The organism is Sphingobacterium tabacisoli (assembly GCF_017908035.1).
Lineage (GTDB): Bacteria > Bacteroidota > Bacteroidia > Sphingobacteriales > Sphingobacteriaceae > Sphingobacterium > Sphingobacterium tabacisoli.
The window spans coordinates 588,073-608,872 of the sequence record NZ_JAEQMU010000001.1; the positions used below are offsets into that span (position 1 = coordinate 588,073).

Genomic DNA, 20,800 nt, shown 5'->3' on the forward strand with positions numbered 1-20,800 from the left:
TATGGGAAACAAAAATCGGGTATTCTATCTATTTGCTGTTGTACTGTTGTTTATAAACTGTAGTAGCTCTTCATCCGACATAGATCCTCCTGTAGTTCCTACCGACCGGGTTATCCAGTTTTCAGGGATAGACTGGGTAGTGCGTGCGAGCAAAGAGAAAAAAGAAGGGCCGGGGCCAAATTTATTTTCGGCCTCGGACAAAAATGTGTGGATCGATGATAAGGGGAGATTGCATTTGAAGGTGCGCCAAGAAGGAGGTTATTGGTACTGCTCAGGGATTACTTCTAGACATTCATTTGGATATGGTAAGTATACTTTCTACGTCAACTCGGATATTACGACACTCGATAAGAACGTAGTTGCGGGACTCTTTACTTATCTGAATGACGAAGAGGAGATTGATATCGAGTTTTCGAAATGGTCGATTGCCAATAATCAGAATTCCCAGTTTGCATCACAGCCCTCTACCGTCGTCGGGAATAAGGAACGATTCGATATACTCCCTGGCATTGGACAGACTACACACTCTTTTGATTGGCAGACCAAACGCATTCTTTTTAAGAGTAGCTACAAGGATGACCATGGCGGAGAGCAGGTTATTCACCAATGGAATTACGAAGGGGGGCATGTTCCTACGATGAAAGAGGAGAAGCTAAAATTGAATTTATGGCTTTTCAAGGGGCAGATGCCTTCCGATTTAAAAGACCAGGAAATCGTAATTGACAGCGTGCGTTTTACAGCTGCTCAGGTATCGGTTTAAGGTGTTGTATTGTTGTTATTCTTTTTAATAAATAGGTATAAATATGCTTTTAGAAAATTTGAGAGTTGATATTTCCGAGACAGCTCGTGAGGCAGGTGAGAAGGCAGGAAGAGCCGTCGAAGCTAAATTGTTAGAATTGCAGGCATCGCAGGATGAGATACGTGTTATTTTTGCGGCCGCTCCTTCGCAGGATTATATATTGGGCTATCTGACTCAGTCCAAAGAGATTGATTGGTCTAAGATTGTAGCCTTTAATATGGATGAATATATTGGCTTGCCCAATGGTGCTAAGCAGGCATTTTCAAATTATCTGGAGGACACACTTTTTAAGTTTGTGACACCTAAGGCTAAGTATTTTATTAATCCTTCTGCTACTGTAGATGAGGAGTTAGTGCGTGTTACGGCACTTATAGCTGAGAAGCCTATTGATGTAGTGTGTCTCGGTATAGGTCAGAATGGACATATTGCTTTCAATGATCCGCCTGTTGCAGATTTTGACGATCAACAGGTGATCAAAGAAGTCGAGCTTGATCAGGTGTGCCGCATGCAACAGGTTATTGATGGTTGTTTTGCTGAGATCAAAGAAGTGCCGACTCATGCATTGACATTGACTATACCTACCATTATGAAGGCTTCCAGTTTGTACTGTGTGGTCGTTGGGGAGCATAAGGCCGAAGCAGTAAAGCATACCTTGTCCTCCGAAATAAGTACGCTTTGGCCATCTACAATATTGCGGGAACATACCGATTGTCAGTTCTTTTTTGATAAAGCGGCCTGTCCAAAAGTATAAGTTTCAAGTTTAAATCTGTTTTTTAAGTTAAATGCATAGTTCTTCGGGGCTGTGCATTTTTATCTTAAAAGCGTCTGTCAGTAGCTCTAATGAATCATGAAAGTTTTATTGAATCGATGTTGCCGGCGAATAGAGTTTAACAATGTCAAAGCAGTTTAGGTTTGGGCTGATTTGAGGTACTGGGTATCCAGCGGTTCTTTTGTATAAAGAGACTCCGATAGCTACCATTAAGGTCTTAGCTTTGGTAAAGTCGTATTCTTTAACAGTATTTAACTGTATCAAAGGTGAGGGGGCATGATAGGAAAGAAGTTCGCTGTAGATATATTCAGTAGATATAGTCATATCCAGATGATCTATATCGAACAGAATCGCATGCACCATAAATGAGTCTATACCTTTAGGAAGGTCTAGATGAACTTCTGGTCGCAAATTAGGAATTGTAACGTTGATTTTCTGTCTATCTTTAATATAGCTAACGTCTATAGGTATAAGTACGGTATCTTTCAACGAAGCATTGCCATTGAAACTGAAATTTTGTAAGAGCATTAGATTATGTGGTAAAACTTTTCTATGTCCTCTTTCACTTATCTCGTCTGCTTTTACAATCAAATTGATTCGTTTAACAATACCATTAAGGTTTGACGATTCCTGAAACAGTTGATAGTGTTGACCAATAGCATTTTTAAAAGCATCGCGTAGATTTTTGGAGAACGAGCTCGCACAACCGAATTCATGGGAATTCTCTTTTGACCTAGGGGCGAGGTTGGAAATTTCTCCCTTAGTCTTTTTGGCCGATTTTTGCCTCACCTTATACTGATCACCACTCTTATAGAAATTCAAATCACCGATATTGCCTTCTAATTTGATATTACCTTTTTGGAATGCCATCTATCTCGTTTTTTATTGGTTACGTATTAAAGATAGTAATAAAGTGTTGTAATTAAGAATAATATGTATTGACAGCGGGTCTGTATTCCGTAAGTTACCTAAGTAATAAGCAGATGTTTTGAGATACATAATACCTACATAACGCTTACATAACACCTACATAATACCTGTATAATGATATTGTTGAGACTCAGGAATTCAAGTCGATTTGGATTAGTGAGAACCTCGAGGTATGAATAGTTATAGAGGGCTTTAATTTTTCTCCCACAGACTTGTCTTTTTTACGGTGTCAAGCCGGTGAGTTTTGGAGTTGATTTCCATATAAAGGCTGTCGGAGGTTTCCCTGAGCAATCTGGTCTGATAGCCACTATCAAATCCCATCTTTGAATTGGGATTGAAAAATATAGCTGTTTTTTTTCTTCCGATTACTTTTTCTGCAAAAGGATAGTGCTTGACTATCCTGTAGCTGTGCGGAGTTACTCGAATGCTGTATTCGCTATTAACTATTAAGGATCCGCCAGAAGTGTCGTCTTTTGTCAGATTGTAAGAAATCAGTACAAAACCGCCTATTATTGCTAGAAGCGTCCCTGTGAGAAGTTTCTTTCTTGGAAAGAATACAAACAGATTGATCAGTCCTATTCCGGCAAAGGGGAGGATCAAATATCCGATTTCCAGACTGATATCAAAAAAATAACGCAATAGCAAGTCACTGAGCATGATCAGGAGTATACCTGCGATCAGGCTCAACAATGTCTTCTCCAATAAAGTCAGCGGTTTTCTTTTCATGATAAAGGTTTTCTATTTTATTTAGCAAAGCATGTTCCAAAAAGTGCTCATCTCAACTATGGGAATAGAGGTGAGCACCATCGGGTATAGCAGTTAATAGGAACGTTAAGTGGATTATGCTCCGGCAATTTCTTTTAAAAAAATCAAAAAACTGTCTGTATACAACTCAAATTCCCATACTCCAGTTCCGTGTGTGCTTTTGTAGACAGGGGCATCATTCTCTTTAATTTGACTAAGGTCTATACAATATGGGTCGGCTCCTGCGTCAGCAATGACAACGAGGTTTTTAGGCCATTCGTCTATGATTTGATTTGTTACCGGATTAAAGGAATATCCTTCCTGTCTTTTTAGCAACTCAGATGCTCCATAGAGATGTAAACCTTGAAAGTATTTTTTGCTGTCGATGTGAACGTGTAGCGGTGAATAGTTTGACAGAAACAGTCTATAGGTTTCGGGCAAATTCCATCTTTCGGCGATGCTCAATAAGTCGGTTTGGTCTGCAATGACCAGCCAATTTGTGGGGTTGGATAAATCCTGGTTTTTATTTCGCTTCGCTTCCAGTTTCCTGTTAAATTTTGAGACTGTTTTTTCAAGTTCCGTTTTGGGATCTTCTAATGAAGGGTGGGTCTTTGGTTTAGCGTAACCTTTTCCATTTTGATAACCATTTTTCTGCCAGGCTTCGATTTCCACGATTCTTAAATCTTCTGTTTTCCAATAGCCCGGATCTTTGGGCAAGTCGCGATCAAAGGGCTGTTTGCTGTATATTGAAATACTTTTTATTGCTTTGGCACGGATTGGGGTGTTTAGGCTTTCGTTTTTTGCCAGTTCGATCAATGCGGAGAAACATTCTTTCCCTTGGGTCTTTAGGAGTCCATCAATCCCCCAATATATGAGCTCAGGTTGTGTAATGCACCACTCGAAAAAAGTGATATACTCCGTCTCACTGTCGCCAACCAGCTTTATAATATCTGGTAGCAGAAAATTTCGCCAGTGCAAGATTTGTCCATGCTTTGCGTAATCTGTCAAGATATCCAAAACATAGCTCGTGTCAATCGATGCATACTTTTTCTTTAGTTTCTCTATCAGCTTGGAAAATTTGACTCCATCTGTTTCATCAATTATTTGCTGTCGTAATTTTTCTAAGTTTTTATCTGTCATAAGGATGTTCTCAAACTGCTGTTGATAATCGTTTTTAAGAAAATTCATTAAATCTGTTGGAAGTCCAGCCTCCCTTTCTATTTTTCAGAATGTCGATAATTGCTTCCGGTAAGCTTTCGATTTCCCGATTATCTTTCAAGTGCAAACGAAAGTAAAAACTGCCGTCGTCAAATAAATCTTCATCGATAAATGCGATCAAGTTTTCGTCTTCAAATAATTCTATCCCGTCATAAAAAATATGATTTTTAAAACTCGACTTAATCTTTTCTCTAAACAATGCAGTATTCTCAATTTGCATTCCAAAACTACTGCAATTATTTAGATACGTAAGCATATGCTTTAACACAAATGAAGTAACAGAAGAATATGGAGTGCCATAACGTTCGAAATCGCCATTATCGTTGTCGTAATTTAAGAAGTAGGAATGTACTTTTGGATTCTCTTCTTTAAAATCTCTTGTTTCAATTGCCCAATAAATGTCTTGTTCAGCTTGGATTAATAGCGATAAGGCATGGTGCTCTTCGAGAAATGAAATATCTAGACCGTCTCTGAAAATGCTTGAAAATTTATTGGTCTTTTGTCCACTCTGCGGGTATAGGTGTTCCGTGTTCTGAAGTTGATTTGCTAGGATAAAGAATCTTTCAGCAGATAGGGGTAATGCAAAAGGCAAAGCGTTCTCAAGTTCTGTCAATTGGTGTTGATATGCTGTATTAGGAATTTCAAAATCATACCAGCTTTCGATAAATGTTCTTAATGTTGCCCACTTTTCATCTGTTATCAAATCGTTTGTAGTAAAAACAGGGAGGTATTTTTTCATTCGTAGTTGTGTTTATAAATCAATATAAAAATATTTCGTGATATTTGGTTTGATTTTAGATCGCATAGTAATCAAATATAACAAACGATGAAAAAGCTAGTTGTTGTCATTCTTATGCTTTCAGTTATTACCTTCTTTCATTCCTGTTCTCTTGTCGGTAGAGAGGACAGAAACCCTGAAGTATCTACTCTTGAAGAATTGATTGCAGTAAACAAAGTATTGCAGGTGGAGGAACGGGATTCGGCTGTAATGCATACGCTAGCAATGTTAACGGACTCTCTTTATTATTCGAAAAGACAGCTTTCTGTTTTCCAGCCCGTAGCGATTGAAGAAGATCATAAGACTCCTGCCAACTATACCGTAAAAAATGAAATCCGCATTAAGAATGTTTACAATGGTAAAACCTATCTATCGGATACGGTTGGCTCGGCTTCAACCATCTTGATGGATAAAAGCCGTAATATCATAGTGAATAATGTGCTCTATGTCGCTCCTAGCTATTCGAAGAAGAAAATACTGGATAGTGCTAGCATTGGAAATGCATTTACAGATATGGAGCAGCAGTCAATCAAATTAGAGCAGGAGCTACCAGAATTTGATGAAAGTATCGTTTACAGATGGACGAACGGTCGGATACCTAGTTTTCATAAGATGTTTTACTATGAACTGGAAGGACAAAAATTCAAGAGCTTAGGCAATGAATGTTATCGTATTAACAGTAGCCCAAAATATTTTTACCAAGCTCGTTTTGGAATTTTGAAAATGAAGTAGTTTTTTAAGTAGTGCTGTCAATTTAACAAGGGAACCACCAATGCATAAAGTATACTTTCCCGTTTTTGAAAAACAGCTTTATATGTCCATCGTAAACACCTTCTTTATCTTCTTTTAATACCATTAACTTTCTTTAAGGCTTGGGGGATAGATAGGAAATGCATTTTTTTGAACCAGTTCAAGATTTCTTTGCAAAATAAATGAGAACTTCATATTAGTTTAAAATTCAGAATGATGAAAAATATATCCGCTAGATTTTCACAGTTGTTTTTGAGAACCGCACTTTCGGTGACCATGCTTTCTGCTGTAGCCGATAGGCTAGGACTCTGGGCGAAAGCCTATTCCTCTTGGGGAGATATGGACACCTTTATAATATACACTCGGAAACTAACTTTTTTCCTGCCAGAGGTGTTAAGTACATTGGCTGCTTACATCGCCACGGGCTTAGAACTGCTCTTGCCATTGATGCTGATGCTGGGCTATAAGGTTCGGATTGCAGCGTATGGGAGTAGTCTGCTGTTAGCGCTTTTTGCAATCTCGATGACGATAGCATTGGGACCTAAGGCGCCCCTTGACTATTCCGTATGGATAGGAAGTGCAGCCGCTTTTTTATTGGCTACACAGCACGAGTATTCGAAGTGATAGAAGTGAAATCAGACCTTCAATTTTGGTAACAATGCATCCAGTTGCTGAAAGTCTACGGACATACCTTCCAAAAAGCCCATTTCAATTTCCGCTTCCAAATCTTTTACTGAATTGTAGGTCAATAGAATTTCAACTCTTACACCATTATCTTTTGGGATGAAGGTGTTCTGCCATTCATTTTGCGGAAAATCTAGGTTCAGTACACCATTTTCGTCCGAGAATCCCCCCTTCATAGTGAATGATTTTTCGTTTTCGATGGAGACGAAATCCGCTTTACCCCAATGTTTGTCACCTTCTGGGCTTACCATAGCATAGAGCCAATAACCACCGACTCGAAAATCCATTACTTTCGTTTCCGCGCGATAGGGTTCCGGGCCCCACCATTGATCCAATAGCGTGGCTTTTGTCCATGCGTCCCATACCAGTTGGAGGCCTGCCTCAAACTCACGTACCATACGGATTGTTTTTTCATTTTTATTGACGGTGTAGTCAAATAATAAATTGCTTTTCATAGCTGTGTTTTTTGTCTTTTTCAATAAGCTGTCCAAATGACGGAGTTTCACATTGCCTGAGGCCTGAAACAGTCTTCTGTGTTGTAAGGCTGAAACTCTTTATATTAAAGATAAGTACGGTCATCTAGTCTCACAACTTTAAGGGAATTACTTGTCATAGGACAAGAGGGAAGATAGCCTTTAAACTCAGTAAGTTGCTGATTTTGGTCCATAACGACAGTCGGTCGTTATGGAGAAACTTTGCGATAAGTATTTATTCCAAAGGCTTTAATCTCATTTTCGCCGCTGCGTTGGAATGTTAAAATACCCACTCCGAGATCGCAGGAAAGAATATGGTTGAACGCATTGTAGCTCATTTTTTTTGTATACCGATTGGTGACATAGTAGTAGGTATCTCCCTCTTTTTTGATTTCATGGTTACCTTCCATATCAACGCGTTCCCAGCGTCCGATAAAGAAGTCTGGATTACAGTATTGGTCGACTTTCTTTTCTTGCTTTTCCGCCTCACTTTTGCTGATCTTCACATAGTTTAAAACGTGCTTTTCGGTGTGCATCGTCATTTTCTTCGGATCTTCTGATAGCACTAATAGGATGGGGACGCTGTCCGATTCAACAATAAGTGCGGATGTTAAGGTGGAGTTTGGCTTATCGTATACAGCAGGTAGTTCAAAATCCCGATTCTTAACATAGTATACGGAGTCGATTTGCTTGATCTCGACTACTTCAGCGTAATCATGGCCCGCGATAACCCAATACCCAACGAATTTATTATCACCGGCTCTAATGCAGGAAAAAAACAAGAATAAGGTAAGGGCGGTAAAAATTGTTTTTGATATGGTCGTTGTTTTCATATGATCAAGATTGAAGATTATTTGTTCGAGAAATAAATAGCGGAAAACTGCTTGTTTTCATCAAATGTCAGCGTGACCTTGTAGAGGCCGTGGTCAATCTCTAGGTAGTTTGAGATTTTTAAATCGGCATAATTTAGGATTTTTTTCGAATCAAATAGTTTGATTGCTTCTTCCCATGTCGTACCGGGTTTTAATGGACCATCAAAGGAGATTTCTACCTTCTTAAAGTCGGTAACAGAATACCCCTGAAGAATATTCTCTTTAGGGTTTTCAGGATTGGTCTTGCTGGGGGAGAAAAAGAAATAAATATCGTGGTACTTGTCCTGATAGTAGACCTGCTTTAATGCAGCACTTGCTCCATCGTATTCTTCTAGACGCTCAAAGCTGTTATGTGATGGGAAACTCTTGATGTCTTCTTCTGTCGATGTACCTATAATGAGTTTATTGATGTTCCAGTCTTTATCGATGGTAATCTGAGGTTTGTTTTGAACGTCTTCGGGTTTAGTTGCGTTTCTGACGAGGGATTGTAGGTATTTCTCCTGATCACAACCTCCCAGATCGATCATGCCATTGAAGCTATCCCAATAGCAGGTTTTGGATAGATGGGTATTGTTGATAATGATAAGCCTATCGTAATCCGGAGCAAAGAGAATAAGCTTATTCTCGGCCTTGACATTCCAGTACTGCCCATTATCGGTATTGGGATTTTTGGTGCCTTTACCATACTTGGATTCTAGCTTATTCAAGAGTGCAGTCTTTAGCTCTGGGCTTCCCATCTCAATCCGAACACCATAGATATTTGTGTCAGCCTTATACTTTGTTAAATTATCCTGAAGTTTATTGCTATCGCTTAAAGTAGCCATATCATAATGCGCACCCCCAAACCGCGTTATGCTATCGGTTTTTAAGGATTCAGCATTGATTAAGAATAAGACCCGACTTCCTTTTAGATCGATATCACCATAGCTATACTTGCCAGGGGTTATTACTTCTAATATAAGATCATAAGGATACTCTATAGTTTCTACACCGATCAATACGGTGTCGTTTGTGTTGTATACGTTATGTATGGGCTCATTTAATGCAAGGGCAGCGAGGTCTACTTTTTCAATTTTCTTACAGGAGCTTACAGCAAATAGGAGTACAAAAAGGGATAAGTAAAGGTTCATAAGTTTATTATTAGTATACGATTGTCTTTTCTTCTGACCTTATACCAATTATTATTCCATTTTTTTAAGGCGGCAAGGAGATGAGAGACAGTCCTTATTGGTAGATCGATAATAAGTTCTGTTCCCACACTCTTCGCAAATTTATTCCTTTTTACATTTCAAGGGCTCCGTAATCATATTTGTATCTAATAAAATGCGCTCTATTAAAACTATATTGCTATATAATCTGGAAAATTATATGGAGTCAAAATGTACTAATAATTACCTTCTAAGAAACTTGAATTTTTCCATCCCGTAATCCAATGATCTGCCACTAAATAAAATAGTTCATCATTAGTTTTAGACTTTAATGTTTCTAAACCTTCGGCAACATCTTTTAGAAGCCAGCCCTTACTATTTAATGTGAGCCATGCTTCTTTTAATTGGTTGTTTAATATATAATTTTCAAACAATTGTTTTTTATCCGTCTCCTTAATCAACCATTTTGGTGTATCCATTCTGTTCTTTATGGTTTCGTATGTGGCAGATGAGATTTCAAATAAACATGAGTTTATAAGTTGTGATTCATTAAGATTGTCATATGATGAAGGAAAATCCCCTTGATATGTTTTCATATCTTTGATTATATTTAAGGGCAAATTATTTTTGAAATAAACTAGTTCATCAAAATAGTCAGTATTATCTCCATATTTAATGGAAAAATCATCCAATTCTTGATATTCGTAAAAATCTATTTTGCTAGCGAATTCAATAGTTTCCTCCGTAAGACCTTCATCAGACATAATCATTGGCAAAATCAGATAAACTGAAAGTTGTTTAAAATTAAATGCAGTTTCAATTATTGAACCGTATTCTAAATCTAATTCCACAAAAGTTTTCTTTCTGTCTAAGAAAAAATGATTAATAATCCCCTTATAGGATGCTCCGTGCCCTAAAAACAAAGGAATGAGACATGGAGGATGCTGATACCAGTATTGATCAACAGAATTATAATCGTCATGATAGGGGATGGCAACTTTTTTGAAAATTAAATTTTGGAGATTAGTATCTATGTTAAGTCTATTTACAATTTTCTTTAATAATTCCATTATGAATATTTTCTATTGAATTTACGAAAATATGCCATAAACGAAAAAAAGTCCAACTTTCGTTGAACTTTTTTGGTCTTAGCGGAGAGAGTGGGATTGGTTTAGCCCCACTATGACCCAGCACAGCCCTAAACCTTCTTCGAATCGAACCTTGTGGGTTCTCATCCCTTGATCCCGCGAAATAAGAAAGTGTATTGCTATGGTGTAGGTTTGGAAATAAAAAAAGAGCTCAACTTTGGTTGAACTCTTTTAAAAGTCTTAGCGGAGAGAGTGGGATTCGAACCCACGGTACCGTTTCCAGTACGACAGTTTAGCAAACTGTTCCTTTCGGCCACTCAGGCATCTCTCCCTGTTTCGACACTGCAAACATAAGGCAAAAAAACCATTATACAAATTTTAAATGCTGTTTTTTTGATATTTTTCTGCCTTTAGAGATTAACCTATTGAGGCTCATTTATTTATTGTAAAACATCTTTTTTCTTGCTCAAATCGTAATCTATACGCACATGATAGATGCTCATCAACATGCTTTTGAAGATATGAGCGACATCGCTAATATCTTTCATTGTAATGTTGGCATTTTCGAACTGCTTTTGCATAAGTTTGTGCTCAATAATCTTGTCGACAAGACCGCTTATTGAATCTTTTGTCGGTTCTTTTAGGGCTCTGGCCGCCGCTTCTACCGAGTCTGCCATCATCAGTACTGCAGTCTCTTTAGAAAAGGGGATAGGGCCAGGGTAATGGAAGATTGTTTCATCTACTAGTTTGTCTGGGTTGTCCCGAATGAATTCATTATAGAAATAATCTACCCGAGTAGTCCCGTGGTGGGTTTTGATAAAGTCAATAATAACCTCTGGCAATAGATTACGCTTGGCGATCTCTATGCCTTTAATAACGTGTGAAATGATAATCTGTGCACTCTGTTCAGAGGTCAGTTCCTTATGAGGATTGACACCGTTTTTTTGATTTTCTATAAAATAGAGTGGATTGATCATTTTTCCAATATCGTGGTATAGGGCTCCAGCTCGAATCAGCAAAGGGTTACCTCCAATCTTATACACGGCTGCTTCAGCGAGGTTGGCGACCTGCAACGAGTGCTGGAAGGTTCCGGGAGCTTTCAAGGAGAGCTCACGCAATAGCTTTGAATTACTATTAGTCAGCTCCATCAAAGTCAGGTCGGATACGATACCGAAGAGTTTCTCAAAGGCATAAATAAGCGGATAGGCCAATAAGGTAAGCCCCACACTGACGATGAATGGGGTGATATCATTCCAGTAGATATTACTGACCGACCCATTGCGTGTCAGCACCAAACCGATATAACCAATGATATAGGTAGCTAGGATTAATAAGCTGGATATCAAGAACTGTTCACGCTTGACCATCGTTCGAATGCTGTAGATGGCTACAAGGCCTGACATAAACTGCAAGAACACGAAATCGTAACTGTTAGGCACGAAAAGTGCCGCTATAAGCACCATTAGTAAGTGGATATTAAGCGCTACACGGGTGTCAAATAGGATCCGGAAGATGATAGGTACACCACAGTAAGGGATAAAATAGAGGCTTGATATGCGCATACTGATAGCCCAGGAAAGAACGCCCAGCATAGCTAGTATCACGATGAAAATAATAAGCAAAAGCCGATTGTTATCATAAATCTGCCGTCTAAAATAGTATAAGAATACCATGAGGAGTGTCATGGCTAGGCCGACAAGCAAGAACTGCCCTGTAGCTACGTAGTTTTTATTACCAGTGATTTTGGCTTCGTCCTCAAATACCTTCCGTAAAGACTCCAGTTTTTGATAGGTGTCGTTGTTTACGATTTTGTCCCGCTCAGCGATTAGCTCCCCTTTCTGTACCATACCCCGGGTGCTGGAGATATTGGCTAAGGCAGTCTGTTCGACTTTCTCTGTCAGCGACTCGTTATAAATAAGATTTACGGTAATGTAGTTCTTGAGTACCTCCATCAACCACTTTTTCTGACTGATATCTTTGTCACGGTCTAGTCTCTGCTTAACAAAATCATACGCGATCTCTATGGTGAAACAATCGACCGTATTTTTTTGTGTGGCCACATTCTCGTTGAGCAGTGTAAAATTGTAGTTGGCATCGGTCTCATTTAGTTTTTCCGTTTCCGTACCTTTCGTTTGGTACCGGTTGTTCAGAGAGAGTACGCCGCGGTTATAGATGGCAGTCAACAACTCGACACCTGTTTTTTTATACTCTTCAATCTTCAAAGATGGGACAGTGTCCATTTGGCTACTCTGCCATTTCTCTGCCAAATCGGTGGTAAACTGGTCCGTCTGCTCTTTGTTGATAGCCGTATTTAAGTTATATATGGGTTGCACTGTGCGGAGTATCTGTTGTTTATCCTTGTCGAGTTCTTCCTTTGTTTTAAGTACAGCAAAGTTGTAGGGAGAAACAAGGTTGTCATGATTCCAGGGTTTGCCTTTTTGAAACTCGTACTCGAAGCGAGGTTGTTTGGGGAGAAAGAAACAGATAAGTAAAACCGTCGTTACAACCATTCCATATCTAAAGATAAGAGAGTTGCTATTTAGTTTAGAGTTTATGTAGTTTATCTTTAGTTTTGCCACCTTTTGCCTTTTTAAGTTAAATACGTAAACAAAAGTAACTATTCTTCGGCATTTTTACGGCTGTTTGATCTACTCCTTTTGAACGGGCGCGGTGGAAGGGATTTTACATTGGCGAATCCAAACCATTTTATTTAGGTTTGTATATGGTTTAATGAATTAGAAATATGTCAGAAAATAAACACCTAATAGCGCCGTCCATTCTAGCAGCGGACTTTTCAAATCTTCAGAAAGATATTGCAATGGTTAACGAGAGTGAGGCGGATTGGTTTCATATCGATATTATGGATGGGGTATTTGTGCCAAATATTTCTTTTGGTTTTCCTGTTATGCAGGCGATTGCCAAGTATGCGGTCAAGCCACTGGATGTGCATCTGATGATTGTTGATCCGGACCGTTACCTTCAAACATGTAAAGATAGTGGGGCATCTATTATTACGGTGCATTACGAAGCGTGTACTCATTTACACCGTACCCTGTCGGCGATAAGGGAATTGGGCTGTCAGGCTGGCGTAGCGATCAATCCACATACCTCTGTGCAGCTATTGAAAGATGTGATCCAGGATATTGATGTGGTATGCATTATGTCTGTAAATCCAGGCTTCGGAGGACAAAAATTCATTAAGAATACCTATGCTAAAATCAAAGAGCTTCGCGCATTGGCCGCAGGTGTAAACGATAGACTGCTCATCGAAGTGGATGGGGGAGTGACTACTGATAACGCCGGAGAGTTGATACAGGCTGGCGCCGATGTTTTGGTAGCGGGTTCATTTGTGTTTAATGCATCAGAACCAGCGACAATGGTAAAGCAATTGAAAAACGTTAGTTATCCTGCCCAAATGGCCTAAAGGAACAATGCAATATATAGCCGAAGGGAGAATTCTTGTATACCGAAATTCTCCTTTTTTTATGTCATCTATGCTATCAAACCGACCTTTTGAGGTTTCCTTCTTATTTTATTCCGCCAAAATTTAGTTCAAATTGATTTGCGAGTTTAGAATAATTCCAAATTATGTAATGCGTTGCTTAAATTATATTTAAAGCTTGATTTTTGCTATTTTTGTATAGATAGGGTTGGTTTGTTTTTAATAAGTCAACAATTTTGTGCGAAATAGCATATATTGTCATTGCCTCGTCCACAACCTATTGAGAATATACACGAACAGAAAAGCAGACGGTCTTTTTACGATTAAAAATAACGTCCGGAAAATATATTAAAAAAGCATAATGAGCATTTATAAAGAGTACCTACAAGAAACTGAAGAAAGAAAAAACCAAGGATTACATCCAAAACCAATAGATAGCGCAGAACTACTGAGTCAGATAATCGAGCAGATTAAAGACACAGAGAATGAATATAGAAAGGACTCGCTTCAATTGTTTATTTACAATACCCTGCCAGGGACAACGAGTGCAGCTGGTGTAAAAGCTGAATTCCTGAAAGAAATTATACTGGGATATGTTGCTGTTGAAGAGATTACGGTAGATTTCGCCTTTGAGCTTTTGTCTCACATGAAAGGTGGGCCATCGATAAAGGTATTGTTGGATTTTGCTTTAGGGGAAGATGTTTCTAATGCTCAGAAAGCAGCTGATGTACTGAAAACACAGGTTTTCTTGTATGAAGCAGATACCGCCCGTTTGAAAGATGCTTACAATAATGGTAATGCAATTGCTAAGGATATTTTAGAAAGCTATGCGAAAGCGGAGTTCTTTACAAAACTTCCGGAGGTAGCTGAGGAGATTAAGATCGTAACATTTGTTGCTGGTGAAGGGGATATCTCTACAGATTTACTTTCTCCGGGTAACCAAGCGCACTCGCGTTCTGACCGTGAGTTACATGGTAAATGTATGATTACGCCAGAAGCGCAGGAACAGATCAAAGCACTACAAGCACAACACCCAGATAAGAGTGTGATGCTCGTGGCAGAGAAAGGTACAATGGGGGTAGGGTCGTCGCGTATGTCTGGTGTCAACAACGTTGCACTTTGGACGGGTAAGCAAGCTAGCCCTTATGTTCCTTTTGTTAATATTGCACCTATAGTAGGGGGGACAAATGGTATCTCTCCGATATTCTTGACTACAGTAGATGTTACTGGTGGAATCGGTATCGACCTTAAAAACTGGGTAAAGAAAGTCGATGAGAACGGCGAAGTAGTTCGCAATGAAAAGAATGAGCCTGTTTTAGAGCAGGTGTATTCGGTAGAGACAGGCACTGTTTTAACCATCAATACAAAAACTAAGAAGTTATATAACGGCGATAAGGAACTTATTGATATCGCAAAAGCATTGACTCCTCAAAAGATGGAGTTTATCAAAGCCGGAGGTTCTTACGCCATCGTTTTTGGTAAGAAGATACAGACTTTTGCTGCAAAAGTATTAAATATCGAAGCACCAGCGGTATTCGCACCTTCTAAAGAGATTTCTATCGAAGGACAGGGACTTACAGCGGTCGAGAAGATTTTTAATAGAAATGCGGTAGGAGTGACTCCAGGCAAAGTGTTGCATGCAGGTTCTGATGTACGTGTAGAGGTCAATATTGTTGGTTCACAAGATACTACAGGATTGATGACTGCACAGGAGTTGGAAGCAATGGCCGCAACGGTGATTTCACCTATCGTGGATGGAGCTTATCAGTCAGGTTGTCATACAGCATCGGTTTGGGATAAAAAGGCACAGGCTAATATTCCTAAATTGATGAAGTTTATGAATGACTTCGGATTGATCACTGCACGTGACCCTAAGGATAGCTACCATTCGATGACGGATGTAATCCACAAGGTATTGAATGATATTACGATCGATGACTGGGCTATTATCATAGGTGGTGACTCGCATACGAGAATGTCCAAAGGTGTTGCTTTTGGTGCTGACTCGGGTACGGTAGCGCTAGCGCTGGCTACCGGTGAGGCGTCTATGCCAATTCCAGAGTCGGTAAAAGTTACCTTCAAAGGAAGTATGAAAGAGCACATGGATTTCCGTGATGTGGTTCATGCTACACAATTGCAGATGTTGCAGCAGTTTGGAGGTGAAAACGTATTCCAAGGTAGAATCATCGAGGTGCACATCGGTACTTTGTTAGCTGATCAGGCATTTACATTTACAGACTGGACGGCAGAAATGAAAGCAAAAGCTTCTATCTGTATCTCTGAGAATGACACGTTGATTCAGTCCCTAGAGATTGCGAAGTCGCGTATCCAGATTATGATTGACAAAGGAATGGATAATCATAATAAGGTATTACAAGGATTAATCGATAAAGCGAACAAAAGAATCGCAGAAATTAAATCCGGTGAAAAACCAGCGTTGACTCCGGATGCTACTGCGAAGTATTATGCAGAGGTGGTTATCGACTTGGACATCATTGAAGAGCCAATGATTGCCGATCCAGATGTGAATAATGCAGATGTTTCTAAACGTTATACACACGATACCATTCGCGACCTGACATACTACGGTGGTGATAAAAAAGTAGACCTTGGTTTTGTGGGTTCTTGTATGGTGCATAAGGACGATTTAAAAATCGTTTCTCAAATGTTGAAGAACTTAGAAAAGCAAACTGGAAAAGTAGAGTTTAAAGCTCCTTTAGTAGTAGCAGCCCCTACTTATAATATCATTGACGAGCTGAAAGAAGAAGGCGATTGGGAATACCTACAGAAATATTCTGGATTTGAGTTTAGTGATCTTTTGCCCAAAAATACAGCGCGTACAGAATATGAGAACATCATGTATCTAGAGCGTCCAGGTTGTAACCTGTGTATGGGTAATCAGGAGAAAGCGGCAAAAGGAGATACGGTTATGGCGACATCAACCCGTTTGTTCCAAGGACGTGTTGTAGAAGATAGAGATGGTAAAAAAGGAGAGTCCTTATTGGCATCTACTCCAGTAGTGGTGTTGTCGGCGATACTAGGAAGAATTCCTAATATTGGCGAGTATAAAGCTGCTGTAGAGGGTATCAACCTAACAAAGTTTACGCCGGTTACTACCAAGTAAAAAATAATATAGATAGTCATTAAATCAACATAAATTAATATTAAGAGATATGGCATTTGATATAGACATGATTAAAAAAGTTTATTCACAATACGAAGAACGCGTTACCGCGGCTCGTAAAATGGTGAATAAACCGTTGACACTTTCTGAGAAAATTTTATACACGCACCTTTGGTCGGGCAATGCGACAGAGGCCTATGAGCGTGGTAAGTCTTATGTGGACTTTGCACCGGATCGCGTAGCGATGCAGGATGCGACGGCGCAGATGGCGTTGTTGCAGTTTATGCAAGCAGGACGAGCCAAGGCAGCAGTACCTTCGACGGTACACTGTGACCACTTGATTCAAGCTAAAGAAGGTGCAGATAAGGATTTGGCTCGCGCTAAGAGTGAAAGCTCGGAGGTGTTTAACTTTTTAAGTTCTGTATCGAATAAATATGGTATCGGTTTTTGGAAACCAGGTGCTGGTATCATCCATCAGGTGGTTTTGGAAAACTATGCTTTCCCAGGTGGTTTGATGATCGGTACGGATTCACACACAGTAAACGCAGGTGGATTAGGGATGGTAGCGATTGGTGTTGGTGGTGCGGATGCGTGTGATGTGATGGCCGGTCTACCATGGGAGCTTAAATTCCCTAAATTAATTGGTGTAAAATTAACAGGTAAGTTGTCTGGATGGGCAGCACCGAAGGATGTTATCCTGAAAGTAGCTGGTATCTTAACGGTAAAAGGTGGAACAGGCGCTATCGTAGAATATTTTGGAGATGGAGCGGAGTCGCTATCATGTACAGGTAAAGGTACGATCTGTAATATGGGGGCTGAAATCGGAGCGACGACTTCTACATTTGGTTATGATGCGTCAATGGAGCGCTATTTGAGAGCAACGGATCGTGCAGACGTAGCTGACGCAGCCAATGCAATCAAAGGTCACCTGACAGCAGATCCTGAAGTATATGCAAATCCAGAGGAGTATTTTGATCAGTTGATCGAAATTAATCTTTCGGAGTTAGAGCCTTCATTGAATGGACCTTTCACACCGGATTTGTATACACCAGCTTCTCGTATGCGTGAAGAGGCACAGAAGAATGGCTGGCCTACGAAAGTAGAGTGGGGATTGATCGGTTCATGTACAAACTCTTCTTACGAGGATCTGGCACGTGCAGCATCTATCGCTCGTCAAGCGGTTGATAAAGGTTTGGTAACGAAAGCAGAATTTGGTATCAACCCAGGTTCGGAGCAAGTACGCTATACTGCAGACCGTGATGGACTTTTGAAGACTTTCGAAGATTTGAATGCGACCATATTTACCAACGCATGTGGACCATGTATCGGTATGTGGGATCGTGCAGGTGCGGACAAGCAAGAGAAAAATACAATTGTACACTCTTTCAACCGTAACTTCGCAAAACGTGCTGACGGCAACCCAAATACCTATGCATTCGTAACTTCGCCAGAGATGGTTGCAGCGATTGCAATCTCGGGCGACTTGGGATTCAACCCAGTGACGGATACATTAACGAACAAAAACGGCGAGCAGGTTAAGTTAGATCCACCGACAGGTGACGAATTGCCAACAAAAGGATTTGATGTAGAAGATCCAGGATATCAAGCACCGGCTGCAGACGGATCGTCCGTAGTGGTAGAGGTATCGCCGACTTCAGATCGTCTTCAGCTGTTAGAGCCGTTCGCTCCATGGGAAGGAACAGACTTAAAAGGATTGAAGGTATTGATCAAAGCCAAAGGTAAATGTACAACGGATCATATCTCCATGGCTGGACCTTGGTTGAAATACCGTGGTCACTTGGACAATATTTCCAATAACCTTTTGATCGGCGCAGTCAACTACTTTAATGATAAAACGGATAACGTACAAAATCAGTTGACAGGTGAGTATGGAGCTGTCCCTGCGACGCAACGTGCTTATAAAGCAGCAGGCATCGGATCTATAGTTGTAGGAGATGAAAACTACGGTGAAGGTTCTTCGCGTGAGCATGCTGCTATGGAGCCTCGTCACTTGGGAGTTCGTGCCGTGTTAGTAAAATCTTTTGCTCGTATCCACGAGACAAACTTGAAGAAACAAGGTATGTTAGGTTTGACTTTTGACAATAAAGATGATTATGATAAAATCCAAGAACAGGATAATATCGATATCATCGGATTGACTGAGTTCGCACCAAACAAACCATTGACTTTGGTATTACACCATGCGGATGGTTCTGAGGACCGTATCACGGTGAATCATACCTATAATGCACAACAAATCGAGTGGTTTAAAGCCGGCGGTGCTTTAAATATTATCCGTGCCAACCAAGCAAAATAATTTTTTTCAATAATAATATGGAATCCCGGTAAACGCTACCGGGATTCCCTTTTTTCCTAATAATGCTAAAAAAAACAACAATGCTCCTTTTGGGAGCAATGGCTATCGGTTTATCAACGATGGCCCAAGAAGCTGTTGAAGCTTCTGATTCTGGAGTAGGGGTAGCAAAGAGTATTTTTAACCCTAAGTATAATAGATTTAAAAGTAATAAAGGAAAGTTCTTCGCGCACTGGGGCTATAATTTCTCCAGCTATGCAAAAAGTGACATCCGCTTCCAGGGACCTGGATACGACTTTACCTTAAAAGGTGTAAAAGCATCCGACAGACCTACAAAATTGGGCTGGACCTATGTCAACCCGGCGAGAATAACGGTTCCTCAATTCAATCTTCATTTTGGTTACTTTATAAAAGATAATTACAGCATCTCCTTGGGGTGGGATCACATGAAGTATGTAGTCGATATGCCGCAGACGGTCCAGTTTGTCGGGCATGCCGATAAAATAGTCTCAGAACCAGGTGTACCTTCTGGGATATTTGGAGATGCTAAAGATGGAGATTACCTAGCACTTGACGAAGGCGACCTTCATTTCGAACATACCGATGGGTACAATTTTGCAACCGTTGGGATTGAACGTTATGATGATATCTGGGTTTCCCAGTCGCGCAAGCAATCGGTTAATTCTGAGTTCGGACTAGAAGGAGGACTTTTAATTCCGAGATCAGATGTACGCCTATTTGGATTGGGAGAGAATCACTATTGGAACATCGCAGGATACGGTTTTGCTGCAAAAGCAGGGGTACAGTATCATTTTCTGAAATGGATGTACCTACAAGGTAGCTTCAAAACTGGTTTTACAGATCTGAATAAAATTAGGACAACAGGCAGAAATAATCTGGATAAAGCATCGCAAACAATTTGGTTCTTCGAGAACTACTGGGTGCTTGGTTTTAGATTCTAAGACGGAGTAGTATATTCGTCCACCGAATAAAAAGGTCTTGTTCAATAGAGCAAGACCTTTTTTATTGATTTTTCTAAAAAAAATTGAACTGTGACTAGGCTGTTGACATACCTTTGTCAAGGATCGGGGTACCTTTGGAGTATAATCAAAAGATATAAAGATATGAACACACAAGGTATCGTCTCAAAAGGAGATTTTTTAAAGAATTGGCAAGGACACCGTACATTGACTAGACGTACGATTGAGAAGTTTCCGGAGCATGATTTGTTTAACTTTTCGATCGGAGGGATGCGTCCTTTCTCTGATATGGTAAAAGAGATGTTGACTATCGCTGTTCCGGGTTTAGAGAGCATAGTGAGCAATGTAATTGAGAAGTATAATCACGACTTACCATTAGCGACAAAGGCTGAACTCCTGGAGAGATGGGATGCCGATACGATAAAGATTGATGCCTTATTTGAGCAGATTTCAATAGAGCGCTTTCAGGAAAACTTTAAGATTTTTGGAGAATATGAGTTTCCTGTCGTAGAGAATATTCAGTATTTCATAGACAATGAAGTACATCATAGAGCTCAGGGATACGTCTACCTCAGAGCTTTAGGTATCGAACCTCCGTTTTTCTGGGAAAGATACTAATGCTGTCAAAAAGATAAACAGCGGGATTCTCTCTAAGGGAATCCCGTTTTTTATTGGGGTATTCTACCG

At 39.9% G+C, this 20,800-nt stretch carries 18 protein-coding genes and 1 tRNA gene; 9 read left to right on the forward strand and 10 right to left on the reverse strand.

All coding sequences use genetic code 11. The features are described 5' to 3' along the window. Window position 1: 1 nt before the first annotated feature. Together JKG64_RS02265 and JKG64_RS02270 are read left to right on the forward strand one after the other, a co-directional pair. Complete coding sequence (locus tag JKG64_RS02265) at window positions 2-760, forward strand: glycoside hydrolase family 16 protein (RefSeq protein ID WP_210352721.1); 759 nt, start codon at window positions 2-4, stop codon at window positions 758-760. 43 nt (window positions 761-803) lie between these two features. Continuing rightward, the gene (locus JKG64_RS02270) at window positions 804-1,550 is read left to right on the forward strand and encodes a 6-phosphogluconolactonase (protein WP_210352722.1); all 747 of its coding nucleotides are present in this window, start codon (window positions 804-806) and stop codon (window positions 1,548-1,550) included. Window positions 1,551-1,655: 105 nt separating this feature from the next. Here JKG64_RS02270 and JKG64_RS02275 read toward each other — a convergent pair whose 3' ends face one another. From JKG64_RS02275 to JKG64_RS02290, 4 genes are all read right to left on the reverse strand, one after another. Continuing rightward, window positions 1,656-2,438 (reverse strand): hypothetical protein, encoded by a 783-nt coding sequence (locus JKG64_RS02275; RefSeq protein ID WP_210352723.1) that lies wholly within the window; start codon window positions 2,436-2,438, stop codon window positions 1,656-1,658. Window positions 2,439-2,690: 252 nt separating this feature from the next. Further along, on the reverse strand, window positions 2,691-3,224 hold the full coding sequence (locus JKG64_RS02280; RefSeq protein ID WP_210352724.1) for a hypothetical protein: 534 nt from the start codon (window positions 3,222-3,224) through the stop codon (window positions 2,691-2,693). A gap of 114 nt (window positions 3,225-3,338) precedes the next feature. Next, a complete protein-coding gene (locus JKG64_RS02285; protein WP_210352725.1) occupies window positions 3,339-4,430 on the reverse strand; it encodes an SMI1/KNR4 family protein in 1,092 nt (363 codons plus the stop codon). Further along, complete coding sequence (locus tag JKG64_RS02290; protein WP_210352726.1) at window positions 4,417-5,199, reverse strand: hypothetical protein; 783 nt, start codon at window positions 5,197-5,199, stop codon at window positions 4,417-4,419. Before JKG64_RS02290 ends, JKG64_RS02285 begins: the two co-directional genes overlap by 14 nt. Before the next feature lie 87 nt (window positions 5,200-5,286). Between JKG64_RS02290 and JKG64_RS02295 the strand changes: the two genes are divergently transcribed. Both JKG64_RS02295 and JKG64_RS02300 read left to right on the forward strand, forming a co-directional pair. After that, window positions 5,287-5,970: a hypothetical protein gene (locus JKG64_RS02295; protein WP_210352727.1), complete on the forward strand. Its 684-nt coding sequence runs from the start codon at window positions 5,287-5,289 to the stop codon at window positions 5,968-5,970. 231 nt (window positions 5,971-6,201) lie between these two features. Continuing rightward, a complete protein-coding gene (locus tag JKG64_RS02300; RefSeq protein ID WP_246512460.1) occupies window positions 6,202-6,612 on the forward strand; it encodes a DoxX family membrane protein in 411 nt (136 codons plus the stop codon). Between the two features lie 11 nt (window positions 6,613-6,623). On the opposite strand, the gene JKG64_RS02305 is transcribed toward JKG64_RS02300, so the two are convergent. The 6 genes from JKG64_RS02305 to JKG64_RS02330 all read right to left on the reverse strand — a co-directional run bounded on the left by JKG64_RS02305 (window position 6,624) and on the right by JKG64_RS02330 (window position 12,832). Continuing rightward, window positions 6,624-7,127 (reverse strand): SRPBCC family protein, encoded by a 504-nt coding sequence (locus JKG64_RS02305; protein WP_210352728.1) that lies wholly within the window; start codon window positions 7,125-7,127, stop codon window positions 6,624-6,626. A gap of 227 nt (window positions 7,128-7,354) precedes the next feature. Beyond that, complete coding sequence (locus tag JKG64_RS02310) at window positions 7,355-7,978, reverse strand: hypothetical protein (protein ID WP_210352729.1); 624 nt, start codon at window positions 7,976-7,978, stop codon at window positions 7,355-7,357. 17 nt (window positions 7,979-7,995) lie between these two features. After that, complete coding sequence (locus JKG64_RS02315) at window positions 7,996-9,147, reverse strand: hypothetical protein (RefSeq protein WP_210352730.1); 1,152 nt, start codon at window positions 9,145-9,147, stop codon at window positions 7,996-7,998. Between the two features lie 254 nt (window positions 9,148-9,401). Beyond that, on the reverse strand, window positions 9,402-10,235 hold the full coding sequence (locus tag JKG64_RS02320) for a hypothetical protein (RefSeq protein ID WP_210352731.1): 834 nt from the start codon (window positions 10,233-10,235) through the stop codon (window positions 9,402-9,404). A gap of 262 nt (window positions 10,236-10,497) precedes the next feature. Next, window positions 10,498-10,584 (reverse strand) — tRNA-Ser (locus JKG64_RS02325). Window positions 10,585-10,693: 109 nt separating this feature from the next. Then, window positions 10,694-12,832, reverse strand: coding sequence for an HD family phosphohydrolase (locus JKG64_RS02330; protein ID WP_210352732.1), 2,139 nt, complete (start codon window positions 12,830-12,832; stop codon window positions 10,694-10,696). 164 nt (window positions 12,833-12,996) lie between these two features. Between JKG64_RS02330 and rpe the strand changes: the two genes are divergently transcribed. From rpe to JKG64_RS02355, 5 genes are all read left to right on the forward strand, one after another. Next, complete coding sequence (rpe, locus tag JKG64_RS02335) at window positions 12,997-13,677, forward strand: ribulose-phosphate 3-epimerase (RefSeq protein WP_210352733.1); 681 nt, start codon at window positions 12,997-12,999, stop codon at window positions 13,675-13,677. 379 nt (window positions 13,678-14,056) lie between these two features. After that, window positions 14,057-16,819: a bifunctional aconitate hydratase 2/2-methylisocitrate dehydratase gene (locus JKG64_RS02340; RefSeq protein ID WP_210352734.1), complete on the forward strand. Its 2,763-nt coding sequence runs from the start codon at window positions 14,057-14,059 to the stop codon at window positions 16,817-16,819. 49 nt (window positions 16,820-16,868) lie between these two features. Next, entirely contained in the window at window positions 16,869-19,136 is a 2,268-nt protein-coding gene (locus JKG64_RS02345) for an aconitate hydratase (protein ID WP_210352735.1), read from the forward strand. A gap of 62 nt (window positions 19,137-19,198) precedes the next feature. Continuing rightward, window positions 19,199-20,095, forward strand: coding sequence for a hypothetical protein (locus JKG64_RS02350; protein ID WP_246512461.1), 897 nt, complete (start codon window positions 19,199-19,201; stop codon window positions 20,093-20,095). A 162-nt stretch (window positions 20,096-20,257) separates the two neighbouring features. Next, entirely contained in the window at window positions 20,258-20,731 is a 474-nt protein-coding gene (locus tag JKG64_RS02355) for a DinB family protein (RefSeq protein WP_210352736.1), read from the forward strand. Window positions 20,732-20,800: the final 69 nt, after the last annotated feature.

Excerpts from the sequence above, each read along its gene's own strand:
- JKG64_RS02265 (WP_210352721.1), top strand. The coding sequence starts at position 2 with ATGGGAAACAAAAATCGGGTATTCTATCTATTTGCTGTTGTACTGTTG.
- JKG64_RS02295 (WP_210352727.1), top strand. The coding sequence starts at position 5,287 with ATGAAAAAGCTAGTTGTTGTCATTCTTATGCTTTCAGTTATTACCTTC.
- JKG64_RS02345 (WP_210352735.1), top strand. The coding sequence starts at position 16,869 with ATGGCATTTGATATAGACATGATTAAAAAAGTTTATTCACAATACGAA.
- JKG64_RS02350 (WP_246512461.1), top strand. The coding sequence starts at position 19,199 with ATGCTAAAAAAAACAACAATGCTCCTTTTGGGAGCAATGGCTATCGGT.
- JKG64_RS02320 (WP_210352731.1), bottom strand. The coding sequence starts at position 10,235 with ATGGAATTATTAAAGAAAATTGTAAATAGACTTAACATAGATACTAAT.
- JKG64_RS02280 (WP_210352724.1), bottom strand. The coding sequence starts at position 3,224 with ATGAAAAGAAAACCGCTGACTTTATTGGAGAAGACATTGTTGAGCCTG.
- JKG64_RS02305 (WP_210352728.1), bottom strand. The coding sequence starts at position 7,127 with ATGAAAAGCAATTTATTATTTGACTACACCGTCAATAAAAATGAAAAA.
- JKG64_RS02300 (WP_246512460.1), top strand. The coding sequence starts at position 6,202 with ATGATGAAAAATATATCCGCTAGATTTTCACAGTTGTTTTTGAGAACC.
- JKG64_RS02310 (WP_210352729.1), bottom strand. The coding sequence starts at position 7,978 with ATGAAAACAACGACCATATCAAAAACAATTTTTACCGCCCTTACCTTA.
- JKG64_RS02315 (WP_210352730.1), bottom strand. The coding sequence starts at position 9,147 with ATGAACCTTTACTTATCCCTTTTTGTACTCCTATTTGCTGTAAGCTCC.
- JKG64_RS02290 (WP_210352726.1), bottom strand. The coding sequence starts at position 5,199 with ATGAAAAAATACCTCCCTGTTTTTACTACAAACGATTTGATAACAGAT.
- rpe (WP_210352733.1), top strand. The coding sequence starts at position 12,997 with ATGTCAGAAAATAAACACCTAATAGCGCCGTCCATTCTAGCAGCGGAC.
- JKG64_RS02340 (WP_210352734.1), top strand. The coding sequence starts at position 14,057 with ATGAGCATTTATAAAGAGTACCTACAAGAAACTGAAGAAAGAAAAAAC.
- JKG64_RS02355 (WP_210352736.1), top strand. The coding sequence starts at position 20,258 with ATGAACACACAAGGTATCGTCTCAAAAGGAGATTTTTTAAAGAATTGG.
- JKG64_RS02275 (WP_210352723.1), bottom strand. The coding sequence starts at position 2,438 with ATGGCATTCCAAAAAGGTAATATCAAATTAGAAGGCAATATCGGTGAT.
- JKG64_RS02285 (WP_210352725.1), bottom strand. The coding sequence starts at position 4,430 with ATGAATTTTCTTAAAAACGATTATCAACAGCAGTTTGAGAACATCCTT.
- JKG64_RS02270 (WP_210352722.1), top strand. The coding sequence starts at position 804 with ATGCTTTTAGAAAATTTGAGAGTTGATATTTCCGAGACAGCTCGTGAG.